The organism is Psychrobacter sp. H25, assembly GCF_059076335.1.
In genome coordinates this window covers 660359-671618 of sequence record NZ_JCACRV010000001.1, presented here as the reverse complement: position 1 = coordinate 671618, position 11260 = coordinate 660359, and the positions used below count along the sequence as shown (strand labels likewise).

11 protein-coding genes are annotated in these 11260 nt (G+C 45.0%); 4 read left to right on the top strand and 7 right to left on the bottom strand.

What is annotated here, in order from left to right:
• Positions 1–17: 17 nt before the first annotated feature.
• The 3 genes from AC5JPO_RS02650 to maiA form a co-directional block, all read right to left on the bottom strand.
• Positions 18–287 carry a hypothetical protein gene (locus AC5JPO_RS02650; RefSeq protein ID WP_493851771.1) on the bottom strand — a complete coding sequence of 90 codons (270 nt, stop codon included), beginning with the start codon at positions 285–287 and terminating at the stop codon, positions 18–20.
• 27 nt (positions 288–314) lie between these two features.
• On the bottom strand, positions 315–1847 hold the full coding sequence (locus tag AC5JPO_RS02645; RefSeq protein WP_493851772.1) for a DUF4331 domain-containing protein: 1533 nt from the start codon (positions 1845–1847) through the stop codon (positions 315–317).
• Between the two features lie 163 nt (positions 1848–2010).
• Entirely contained in the window at positions 2011–2655 is a 645-nt protein-coding gene (maiA, locus tag AC5JPO_RS02640; RefSeq protein ID WP_493852710.1) for a maleylacetoacetate isomerase, read from the bottom strand.
• Positions 2656–2858: 203 nt separating this feature from the next.
• On the opposite strand from maiA, the gene AC5JPO_RS02635 reads away from it, so the two are divergent.
• Positions 2859–3716 carry an IclR family transcriptional regulator gene (locus AC5JPO_RS02635; RefSeq protein ID WP_493851773.1) on the top strand — a complete coding sequence of 286 codons (858 nt, stop codon included), beginning with the start codon at positions 2859–2861 and terminating at the stop codon, positions 3714–3716.
• A 42-nt stretch (positions 3717–3758) separates the two neighbouring features.
• On the opposite strand, the gene AC5JPO_RS02630 is transcribed toward AC5JPO_RS02635, so the two are convergent.
• The 4 genes from AC5JPO_RS02630 to AC5JPO_RS02615 all read right to left on the bottom strand — a co-directional run bounded on the left by AC5JPO_RS02630 (position 3759) and on the right by AC5JPO_RS02615 (position 8405).
• The gene (locus tag AC5JPO_RS02630) at positions 3759–4334 is read right to left on the bottom strand and encodes a VOC family protein (protein WP_493851774.1); all 576 of its coding nucleotides are present in this window, start codon (positions 4332–4334) and stop codon (positions 3759–3761) included.
• A gap of 172 nt (positions 4335–4506) precedes the next feature.
• Positions 4507–5796 (bottom strand): fumarylacetoacetase, encoded by a 1290-nt coding sequence (fahA, locus tag AC5JPO_RS02625; protein ID WP_493851775.1) that lies wholly within the window; start codon positions 5794–5796, stop codon positions 4507–4509.
• A 295-nt stretch (positions 5797–6091) separates the two neighbouring features.
• Positions 6092–7288 (bottom strand): amino acid aminotransferase, encoded by a 1197-nt coding sequence (locus AC5JPO_RS02620; protein ID WP_493851776.1) that lies wholly within the window; start codon positions 7286–7288, stop codon positions 6092–6094.
• A 169-nt stretch (positions 7289–7457) separates the two neighbouring features.
• The gene (locus AC5JPO_RS02615; RefSeq protein ID WP_493853215.1) at positions 7458–8405 is read right to left on the bottom strand and encodes a LysR family transcriptional regulator; all 948 of its coding nucleotides are present in this window, start codon (positions 8403–8405) and stop codon (positions 7458–7460) included.
• A gap of 181 nt (positions 8406–8586) precedes the next feature.
• Between AC5JPO_RS02615 and hppD the strand changes: the two genes are divergently transcribed.
• The 3 genes from hppD to AC5JPO_RS02600 all read left to right on the top strand — a co-directional run bounded on the left by hppD (position 8587) and on the right by AC5JPO_RS02600 (position 11260).
• Positions 8587–9702, top strand: a complete 1116-nt coding sequence (gene hppD / locus AC5JPO_RS02610; RefSeq protein ID WP_493843242.1) for a 4-hydroxyphenylpyruvate dioxygenase — start codon at positions 8587–8589, stop codon at positions 9700–9702.
• A 149-nt stretch (positions 9703–9851) separates the two neighbouring features.
• Complete coding sequence (gene phhA, locus AC5JPO_RS02605) at positions 9852–10781, top strand: phenylalanine 4-monooxygenase (RefSeq protein WP_493851779.1); 930 nt, start codon at positions 9852–9854, stop codon at positions 10779–10781.
• A 137-nt stretch (positions 10782–10918) separates the two neighbouring features.
• Positions 10919–11260, top strand: coding sequence for a 4a-hydroxytetrahydrobiopterin dehydratase (locus tag AC5JPO_RS02600; protein ID WP_443524006.1), 342 nt, complete (start codon positions 10919–10921; stop codon positions 11258–11260).

Below are 11260 nucleotides of genomic sequence, written 5' to 3'. Positions count from 1 at the left end.
AACAATCTCATATCACACTATAGTGAAGCGTTGGCGTCTGTGACAGCAACAGGCTCAGCCAAATTGGCTTCAGGAAGAATAATTCTATCGATATCCTGAGGCTCATCAGTGTCTGGACGGTTACTAGCGTCAATCACATCAGAGGTTCTTTTAGCAGCCAGCTCAGCTTTTGCCTGGTCTACTGCAACGTCACTTTTCCCTATATTTGATGAACTATCGTTATCATTGAAACAACCAGCAAGCGCAGCTGATCCAGTGATCAATACGGCTAACATTACATAGCGCATAGTATTTCTCCTTGGTTGAATTTCAGCTTATTGGTCATCTGTGGTAGAGCTTCGGGCACCTGGGGTTGGGGTTTTCAGATATGGAAAGACTGAATCAAACCCTTTAGCAGTTTTGAGTGCGCCATCTGTGAACAGACCTTTGCCAGCTTTGGCATCAGTAGGGGCGCAGGGAATAACCTTGGCATCTAAACCAGAATGGCAGAGTGCGCCCATCGATACTCGCAAGGCAATATCAGTGACATCATCACCAGGGCGTCGACCGTTCGGGAATCCGGCAGTATCTGCACCAGCATTGGGGAGACCATCGGTTTGAGCATCAATAATACTGAGTAAGCCTAAGTCATTTTGATTGTCAGCCGCCACAGCTGCGATATTGGTATTCAAGCGTAGCATATCTGCAGGTACTTGATTGTCATTAGCAGGCTTGTTGACAGTAGGTATACCCGTCAAAAATGCCGTGACTAAATCCTGACGTGGGAAGTTCGTTGGCGCTACTGCACCGACATCGCCATACAAAATTTCAATCAATTTTGGCAGCGTTGGATAAAATACATAAGGGGCAAAATTATCTACATCATCTTTTGGCTCTGAGGCATTAAACTTGTCTTTGTCTTTTAGACCAATGACCACTTCGTTGACGAGCGGCATACCCAATCTGGAAACTTGCGTCCAGGCGCCGCCTTTTTTGGCAGTTGTGCTAATACCAGATTCAGGAGATGGATTGACTAGGGTCGCTTGACGGACACTAGCCGTCGTCCAAGCGCCAATCACAGGGTCGTTACCGGTGCTATTGACGAGACAAGATTTGGGTACTTCCATCGCAATAGAGGTGACGTTTTTGTCCGCCAGTATGTTTGTTCCGGAAGTACGCGTGTCTAACGGGTTTAGATTTACTAAGTCAAATACTTTACCTAAATCAATAGCAAAACCTTCAGCGCGCTGACCGACGAATACTTTACCTGTACCACAGCTACCTAGGTTTAATGGTTTAATAAAACTTCGCGCGTATGTAGGGTAGTCTATCTCTTTAAAAGACTTAGTACCGATATAATCGAATGGTTTATCAAAATTGCCTAGTGAGGTGCGCGAGCCACTACGGCGATCGCCTTTGACCATCGTGACATTATAACTTTCACTGGTTTGTACATTGGCAGAGTTTGAAGCATCACCCGCATTAGATAAAGGAATAGCGACATTTGCTGTTGATGGATCGTTATCCGTATCAAGTTCAATACTGTTTAGGTTTTGCGTGAAATCAAACTGAAAGGTAATGTCTTCGACCGCATCGCCGTTATTGTCGATATGAATTTCATAAAGGGCATCTGGATCTAGAGCAAAGTAGTTGGGCCCGCCATACGCATCTTGTAGAGGCAGGTAGTTGGCAATAATCGTCACGTAGTCCGATCGATTATTCTCATAGCTATTGAACATATAAAAGTCAGACGCGTCGACTTTTGGGGTCTTGGTGATGGAAGGGGCTTCGCGGTGACTGGAGGCAAAGGCGCTTGCACTCATACATAATGTCATCGCGGCTATTAGCGCTTTGGTAGTATATTTCATACGGATCCTTGTAGAAAAGCTTTAAGTGATGGGGCAGTTGATATTGAGTCTCACTTGCAATTACCAGTTAACGAAATAATGTCCTTATTAAGTTGGTTTTAACTATACACTTGTTTGCTGTATTGTGTCTACGATTTTATCCGTTTTAACTTTTTGATATCTCTTAATTTTTTGGTGCGTCAGGTTGCATCATAGGAGCGGCATCCATAAAGGCTTGTATGGTTTGGCAATGCGTATCAATAGCCACAATGTTGGGATACGCAGTGAGGTCTACCTTAAAACGTCGGGCAGAGGAAACCTGTGGAATCAAATAGCAGTCTGCGAGAGTCGGTCTATCACCGTAGCAGTAGTTTCCGCGATTTTTATCTGCTGCTAAGCGTGTCTCTAAAGCGGTAAATCCTTCAGTAATCCAGCGATTACACCACGCAATCACCTTTTCCTCATCTACTGATAACTCATTACGTAAATACTGTAAAATGCGGCGGTTATTGATCGGATGAATATCGCAGCCAATCATCGCACTAAGCGCCCGCACGTGCATACGCCCAGTAGTGTCATTAGGCAATAACGCGTGCTCAGGATAGACGTCCTCTAACCACTCCAAGATAGCTGGACTTTGGTATAATAGTAAGTCATCAGCTTGCAGGACAGGCACCAATCCTTGAGGGTTAATAGCTTTAAAGGCTGCTTCTAATTGCTCATCTTGAGCTAGATTGATGGCGATATTCTCGTAATCCAAACCCTTTAGATTCAGGGCGATACGAGTACGATAAGCGGTGCCACTACGAAAATAGCCATAAAGTGTCATCATGATTTATGTCCTTATTGTGATAGGTTATTGGTATATCAAATGAGTGCGTGACGAGTATGTACTGTAAAAAATGACTACTATAGAATGGTCATACAAAAACTCTATGTAGATGAAACTTATCTCTCATTGTTGGTTGGCTAAGTAGTCCATCAGCAAACAACCATCACGCATATAATCAAATAAACATAATTGAGCCCATCATGCCAGCAGCCAAAAACGCTTTAGATAACCTAGGCATCAGTAAAAACCAGAGCGGGGTGCAGTCGCTTGAGATTGGGCTATCGATACTTGATGTGCTCATTGATCACAATGAGCCTATGATGCTAAAAGACATCGCTGAAACCATGAACATGCATCCAGCAAAATCGCATCGTTACTTGGTCAGTCTCATCCGCAAAAACTACGCGTGTAAGCTTGAGGATGGGCGTTATGGGCTCGGTGATAGAGTGCAGGCATTGGCTGCATTGGGATACACTGGACTGAGCCAAAACAATATCTTGGCACGTCTCACACAGGTCGCCAATGAAATCAAAGACACCCTAAACTGCGGTGTACAAATTGCTAAATGGTTTAGCGAAGGCCCAATTATTATTCAGTCCGTTGAGCCTGATAGTCCCATTAGTATCATTACGCGTATCGGCTCACGGATGCCCTTGACGACATCAGCCACAGGGCAACTGTTTGCCAGCTATCAACCTCAGAGTGTGATCCAGCCGCTGGTCATGGCTGAATGGCAAGCGGATGAAAACTCAGCCGATAGCCTAGAGAAATGGCAGCGCTTTACCCATCTACAAACCAAGATACGTACTCAGGGCTATGCGACCGTTACGGGTGATATGCTCATGGGTATTAACGCCATTACCATTCCTGTGATCCTGCCGACGATTGCCAGTCATACTAAGAGTCAGTCCGCGACTGAGAGTAAGATGCCTAGTGACAACCTACCTATAGAGTATGCCATTACTATTATCGGTACCACAGAGCAGTTGCCGATAAGCACGCAAAGCAATGTGGTTGAGCAGATATTGACAATTGCACAGCGCTATCAAATTGCGTAGCCACTATACTAAAGTGCTTTGAGAACACTACAGTATAGCGTGCTACTCACCAACGGGTGCAACGTCGCGTGCTTCGGCCAGCTCATCACTGTGTAAAAACTGCGTATGTGCTGGCGCGCGTTTAGTACGTGACCACTCATCTAACATGTCTTGTTTGATGGCATCTGTAATCATCGAGACCTTATCTTCTGAGGTCGGATCATCATAGGTCAGCTCTAAACGATGGCCATTTGGGTCAAAGAAATAGATGGAGTGAAAGATACCGTGATTGGTTACGCCAATGACGTCAATACCTGCAGCCTCGAGATGTTCTTTGGCAACCATTAGCTCATCACGGTCTTTTACCTTTAGCGCTAGGTGCTGTACCCAGTCTGGAGTATTGGGATCAAAGCCCATTTCTGGTTGGTTAGGTACTTCAAAAAACGCCAATACGTTGCCATTACCAGCATTCAAAAAGACATGCATATAAGGGTCAAAGGCTTTGGTTGACGGCACATGATCTTCTGCGAATGCCAAGATGAAATCCATGTTGAGGTTTTTTTGGTACCACTCGACCGTTTCTTTGGCATCTTTGCAGCGATAAGCCACATGATGGATTTTCTCAATTTGAAAGCTCATATCAAACTCCTTTTGATAGGGCGTGTCACTCATTTGGCTTGATTCACATAACTATGATTAAGTGAATGCGCTTCTCTTCCTATCAGCCTACATGAGCTTTTACACGCCTTTTTACTATTTCTATATCAGTGTCATTCGATGAATACTCTTCTCAGTTACTATTCATCAACTGCTATTTGTTAAAGTCAAAGTTAAGCGCAGGCAGCACGGTGCCGCGTACTTCACCAAACCCAACACGAATGCCGTCTTTTTCGCTATAGCCCTTCATAATGACTGTGTCACCATCTTCGATGAAGCTACGGGTTGCCCCACCTTCAAGTGTGACGGGCTTGGTAGCATTCCATGCAATCTCTAGCATCGAGCCATAAGAATCAGGCGTTGGCCCTGAAATAGTGCCTGAACCCATCATATCGCCGACTTCTACTTTGCAGCCCGTTATAGTGTGGTGCGTCAACTGCTGTGCCATTGACCAGTACATATATTTGAAATTGGTCTCGCAAATGACCGTAGCCGTTTTTACATTTTCAGGCAGTAGCTCAACGGATAGAGTGATATCAAAACTGCTATCGCTGTCTTTTTCGTTTAGATAAGCAAGTGGCTTAGGTTCTTGGACTGGGCACGCGGTACTAAACGGCGCCAATGCCTCCATAGTGACAATCCAAGGGGAGACTTGGGAGGCAAACGTTTTGGCATTGAATGGTCCTAGCGGTACATATTCCCACTTTTGAATATCTCGAGCAGACCAGTCATTGAGTAGTACCATGCCAAAGATATGACTAGCTGCCTCATCGACAGCGATTGGTTGACCGATACGATTGCCTTTGCCCACGATAAACGCCGTTTCTAACTCAAAATCTAAGCGCTTACAGGCAGAAAAAACAGGACGCTCATCAGGGTTTGGCTTTAACTGACCTGATGGACGCACGATATCCATGCCGCTAACGATGACAGTACTGGCGCGCCCGTTGTAACCGACTGGCATTTCGGTCCAGTTGGGGAGTAGGGCATTGTTTGGGTCGCGAAACATAGTACCGACATTGGTGGCGTGCTCTTTAGACGAATAAAAGTCAGTAAATCCTGGTACTTGAACGGGCAGATGCATGGTGACGTCTGCTTGCTTGAGCAGCACCTTTTTTTGCAATTCGGCATCGTCACGCAAGGTGGCATTGTCGCTAGACAGTAGCGTTTGAATAGTCGTGCGTGCGTGCGCCCAATTGTCTGGGCCAGAGTCAATAAAGGCGTTTAAGGTAGGTTGGTCAAAGTAAGGGCCGCCTTGTAAACTCAATAACCCTTCTGTCTCTAGTACGGACAAATCAAGCACATGCTCACCAATGGCAACGCCTGCACGACGAGTGCTATCTTGAGTGTCGCTAAAGATGCCATAAGGTAGATTGTGAATAGAAAAGTCAGAGTCAGCAGCTATATCTATAAAAGAGGTGAGGTTGTTGTCAATCGTTGACATGATTTGCTCCTTGCTAAAAATATAGTGAATTACGTTATAGTTAATTACTTACGTATAATGTAATTTATTGATATATTGATTGCAAGCTTTTTGTGGATTGTGCTTTATGACTCATCCTACGAGGGGCTGTCATTACGCTATTGTAAAAATAGCCTAAGTAAAACGAGTGTTATTTTTAGCATTAACTCTGCTTGGTTGATCAAACACTTCGATTAGAAGGGCAAAAGGTAAGCACAAAAAAGCCGAGCAATTGCTCGGCTTTTTTATTATTTATTACGATAGCTTTCTGATAACGCTAGCCTTTTAGGACGTCTGCCATTGCGTTGGCGACATAGTCGATGTTGCTGGTATTTAGGCCAGCCACACACATACGCGAGTTAGATACCATATAAATACCAAACTCGCTTTGCAAGCGCTCGACCTGCTCAGGCGTCAGACCAGTAAAGCTAAACATACCGTTTTGACGAGTGATGTAGTCAAAGTTACGGTTAGGAATTTTTGCTTCTAAGACTGATTTTAGTTTTAGACGCATGGCTTTGATACGATCGCGCATGGCATAGACTTCGCTCACCCATTGCTCATGTAAGGCTTCATCGTTCATGACGATATCGACCACACGACCACCATGTGATGGCGGGCTCGAATAGATACGACGTACCATCGCATTTAGCTGACCAAATACGCGCTCGGTTTCATCTACGGTGAGACAGACGACTGACAGACCGCCAACACGCTCGCCATATAGCGACAAATTCTTAGAGAACGAGTTGCTGACAAAAAGTGGCAGCTTCATTTCAACGGCTTTACGAATAGCGTAAGCATCGCTGTCCATATCTTCGCCAAACCCTTGGTAAGCGATATCCATGAATGGAATCAATTCACGCGCTTTGATGACATTAAGTACCGTATCCCATTGTGCTTGGGTTAAATCCAAGCCCGTTGGGTTGTGGCAGCAAGGGTGCAGCAAGACGACATCGTTTTTGTTCATTGTTTCAAAAAACGCAATCATTTCATCAAATTTGATGCTGCTATTGGCTTTGTCGTAGTAGGGGTATTTGCCTACTTCAACGTCAGAACCTTCAAAAATAGCGATATGGTTGCCCCACGTAGGATCGCTCACATAGCATTTAGATTGCGGGAACCATTGATTGATAAATTCGGCACCTACTTTTAGAGCGCCAGAACCGCCGATAGTGGCAATCGTTGCGACCAGACCGTCTTTTAAAATTTGGGCGTCTTTACCGAACAATAATTCCTGACAGCCTTTGCGGTGTCCAGGCAAACCCGCCATTGGTAAGTAGGGACGAGGAGAGACAGGATCAGCAATACGCGCTTCGGCTGTTTTTACACAGTCGAGCACAGGTAGTACGCCATTCTCATCATAATAGATGCCAATACCTAAGTTGACCTTGTTAGGATTGCTATCTGCTGAGTATTTTTCCATCAGACCCAAAATTGGATCACCAGCGTAATAATCGATACGTTCAAACATGCCATTTCCTTATAAGAATATAAACCAAGCAGCCGAAAATCATAGAGCAAATTGCCGATGAACTCAACACGAGAGTGCGCTATCTTTGATAATTAACCAAATAAATCACCAAATATCTTTTTTGCGCATCTGTCCATCTATCTAGCAGAAGCGTTTGAGTCGTGATTTATCACTTAATCGCCAGTGTGTCAGGCTGATGCAAGTCGTTGTAGTGGGTGGCAAAGTACGTTTGCAAAAACTGCTTAAAGGCAATCGTAGCAGGGGATAATGCTCTAGAGGCGCGCTGATAGATAAAAAACTGACGCATTTTTACCGGTTGTGTGAGTGGGCGCATTTGCAAGCCGTTGGCGCTGACCCAATCGATGACCTCGGGCATATAGGGGAGGCATAAGGTAATGCCAAACCCTTGGCGCGTCATCTCAAGCGCGGTGGACATAAAGTTCACCTTGTAGCGGGCTTGTTGAACATGAGTGGCAATAGCATCATCCAGCTCGGCAGTCACTTGCTCAAGGAAGGGGCCTTGTAGGGTAATAAGCGGAATATCTAATAAATCCTGCCAAGTGATTTCGGTTTTTTGCGCCAATGCATGGTTGTCTGGCATAACCACGCAAAATGGCAGCTTGTATAACAGATCAGCACCGATATCATCTTCAGTCTCTATAAAACTAAGCTCAGTGCCAACCCCCAAATCAACCTCAATGTCTTGAACATGCTTGAGCAAATTCTCTGCTGAGCAATCCAGTAGTGACACCCCAATGTTTGGATATTCCTTAGCAAATTGCGCGATGACGGCAGGTAAGGAGGACGCAGCAAACTGTGACACCGCTAAGCGCACCTGACCTTGCGCCAAGCTGGTCAAGCTGCTGGCTTCATTTTCGAACAGCTGCATCTCATTCAAAATACGCCGCGCTTGTGGCAGCAGATGTCGTCCTACCGCCGACAACGACAGCTGGCGGGTGGTGCGGTCAAATAACACAATACCGAGGCCAGTCTCTAGCTCTTTGATCAATCCACTAACAGCAGACTGGGTCAGATACATCTGCTCGCTGGCACGAGTGAAACTGCCATTGTCAGCGACTTTGATAAAGGCGTTTAATTGGCGAATGCTAATATTCATAAGTAAACCTGATAAATAAATCATAAAAAACAATTAGTCTTATAAATAAAGCTAATCTAATATAAATACAACGTCAACAATAAAGATTCATTACGAACCGTTTTAGCGACTTTCATTATTGATTGACTATTTACTACTCATTAATCGACTTTACTACTAATTGACATTAAGGATGATTGCAATGGCAGATTTATTTGACAACCCAATGGGACTAAATGGGTTTGATTTCGTCGAGTTTGCATCCCCGCAGCCTTATGCGGTCGATGCATTGTTTAAGCAGCTTGGCTTTTCTCATGTGGCCAATCACAGATCAAAAGACGTTGCGTTATATCGTCAAGGGGACATCAACCTTATCCTAAACCGTGAGCCAAAAAGCCAAGCCAGTTACTTCGTTGAAGAGCACGGCGCAGGCGCTTGCAGCATGGGATTTCGGGTAAAAGACGCCAAAAAAGCCTATGAGCGTGCTATTGAGATGGGCGCGCAGCCCGTAGACGTGCCAACAGGCGTAATGGAGCTCAGGCTACCAGCGATTAAGGGTATTGGCGGCTCATTAATCTATTTGATTGACCGTTATGAAGAGGGGGCGTCTATCTATGATGTTGACTTTGAGTTTTTTGCAGATGTGGACAGAAAGCCCGTCGGACATGGTTTTAAAGTCATCGATCATCTGACACATAATGTCTACCGTGGACGCATGGCGTACTGGGCAAAATTCTATGAGCGTATCTTTAATTTCCGTGAGATTCGCTATTTTGATATTAAGGGTGAGTATACAGGACTGGCCAGTAAAGCCATGACCGCGCCAGATGGCAAAATCCGTATTCCACTCAATGAAGAAGCCAAGCAGGGCGGTGGACAGATCGAAGAGTACTTGATGCATTTCAATGGTGAAGGCATTCAGCACATTGCGCTGGCTAGTGATGACTTGTTTGCCAGTATCGATAAGCTAAAAGCCGCTGGTATTCCGCTTATGACTGCACCTACTGCCTCTTATTATGAAATGCTTAGTGAGCGCTTGCCAAACCACGGTGAAAACGTCGCGGATCTACAAACGCGCGGTATCTTGCTAGACGGCACGACAGAGGGCGGCGCACCGCGTCTACTGCTACAGATTTTCTCCGAAACTATCTTGGGTAGCCCAGTGTTCTTTGAATTTATCCAGCGTAAAGGTGACTATGCAGATGGGTTCGGTGAAGGTAATTTCAAAGCGTTGTTTGAATCGATAGAGCGTGACCAAGTGCGTCGTGGCACGGTCGGTCAGCAAGAGACCAATCAATCAGAAACAGAAACGCCGTAGGCCACGCTACATCTAGAAAAAATTTAAAAAACAAACGGACAAGGCAAAAGGAGTTTGGCTTGTCCGATATAAGCACTCTTCAATAAGTACATTACTGACAAGTGTAAGTATAAAGGTAATGTACTCACTGCGATAAAAGGAACACAGGCATGGAACGCCTCTCACAGATAGATTCTCCTAATACAGCCATCGGTGTCAATAGTTCTGTGGCCAATCAGCAGGGCGGTGATACGTCTGCTCATCATAACGCGACCGATAAAAAGCAGCCCTATATCTCACATCAGCCAGATGCCAACGGTCATATTCATTATAGTGATAATGAAAATTCAATGTGGCAAGCGTTGCTTACGCGTCAAGCTGAGCAAATCCCCAACCGCGCATGTAATGCGTATCTAGAGGGTTTGACCAAATTGAATCTATCGGCGACTCGTATCCCGCAACTGCAAGACATCGATGAGGTATTGCAAGCGACCACAGGTTGGCAAACCGCAGCGGTGCCTGCATTGATTAGCTTTGGTAAGTTTTTTAAACTGCTCGCCAATAAATCTTTTCCTGTGGCGACGTTTATTCGCAGGCCCTGCGATATGGACTATATCGAAGAGCCAGATATTTTTCATGAAATTGTTGGCCATTGTCCGCTATTGACCCATCCAGCATTTGCGACGTTTAACGAAACCTATGGTAAGTTGGGTCTGAGTGCGACCAAGGAAGAAAGATGGTTTTTAGCACGGCTCTATTGGTTTACTATCGAGTTTGGGTTGGTCGGTAGTCAGCTTGAGGACCGTAGAATCTATGGCGGCGGTATCTTAAGCTCACCTTCTGAAACAATCTATGCGCTTGATCAGACGGTACAAGATACATCCAAACAGCAGCCTAGCCCCCAACCTGAGCACCGTGCATTTGATTTGCTTGATGTATTGCGTACGCCTTATCGTATCGATCAAATACAGCCGATTTACTATGTGATTGACGAATTAGACATGCTATTTGATATCGTCGATAGTGACATCATGGGGACGGTCAAGCAGGCGATGTCACTTGGGTTGTTTCAGCCGACTTATCCAGAAAAAACTCGTTAAAATTCAAATATAAACATAAACATCAATGCAGTCATTTCAGTACGGAGTATTGAAGTAGCGCTAAAGCTATTTCAATATGGATATACGAGTATTAGAGAAACAGCTATTAAAAACAAACAACTTAAAAGGATTTTATTATGACAGCACTATCGCAAAGCAGCTGCGAAGCCTGCCGCATTGGCGCACCGAAAGTCGACGATGCTGAGGCACGTGAGCTATTAACACAAATTCCTGATTGGTCATTGATTGAGATAGATGGCATCCAGCAATTGCAGCGTCAGTACAAATTTAAAAATTTCGTCGCAGCGATGGCATTTGCCAATCAACTGGCAGATATCGCTGAAGCAGAAGGGCATCATCCGGGCATACTGGTAGAGTGGGGCAAAGCGACCGTCACATGGTGGTCACATAGCATCAAAGGGTTGCATCGTAATGACTTCGTCATGGCGGCTAAGACCGATAAACTACTTGATAAGTAA

What these genes read in the sequence shown, in the direction of transcription:
- AC5JPO_RS02620 (WP_493851776.1), bottom strand. Translation starts at nt 7,288, where the DNA reads ATGTTTGAACGTATCGATTATTACGCTGGTGATCCAATTTTGGGTCTG.
- AC5JPO_RS02615 (WP_493853215.1), bottom strand. Translation starts at nt 8,405, where the DNA reads ATGAATATTAGCATTCGCCAATTAAACGCCTTTATCAAAGTCGCTGAC.
- AC5JPO_RS02645 (WP_493851772.1), bottom strand. Translation starts at nt 1,847, where the DNA reads ATGAAATATACTACCAAAGCGCTAATAGCCGCGATGACATTATGTATG.
- maiA (WP_493852710.1), bottom strand. Translation starts at nt 2,655, where the DNA reads ATGACACTTTATGGCTATTTTCGTAGTGGCACCGCTTATCGTACTCGT.
- phhA (WP_493851779.1), top strand. Translation starts at nt 9,852, where the DNA reads ATGGAACGCCTCTCACAGATAGATTCTCCTAATACAGCCATCGGTGTC.
- AC5JPO_RS02630 (WP_493851774.1), bottom strand. Translation starts at nt 4,334, where the DNA reads ATGAGCTTTCAAATTGAGAAAATCCATCATGTGGCTTATCGCTGCAAA.
- AC5JPO_RS02600 (WP_443524006.1), top strand. Translation starts at nt 10,919, where the DNA reads ATGACAGCACTATCGCAAAGCAGCTGCGAAGCCTGCCGCATTGGCGCA.
- AC5JPO_RS02650 (WP_493851771.1), bottom strand. Translation starts at nt 287, where the DNA reads ATGCGCTATGTAATGTTAGCCGTATTGATCACTGGATCAGCTGCGCTT.
- hppD (WP_493843242.1), top strand. Translation starts at nt 8,587, where the DNA reads ATGGCAGATTTATTTGACAACCCAATGGGACTAAATGGGTTTGATTTC.
- AC5JPO_RS02635 (WP_493851773.1), top strand. Translation starts at nt 2,859, where the DNA reads ATGCCAGCAGCCAAAAACGCTTTAGATAACCTAGGCATCAGTAAAAAC.
- fahA (WP_493851775.1), bottom strand. Translation starts at nt 5,796, where the DNA reads ATGTCAACGATTGACAACAACCTCACCTCTTTTATAGATATAGCTGCT.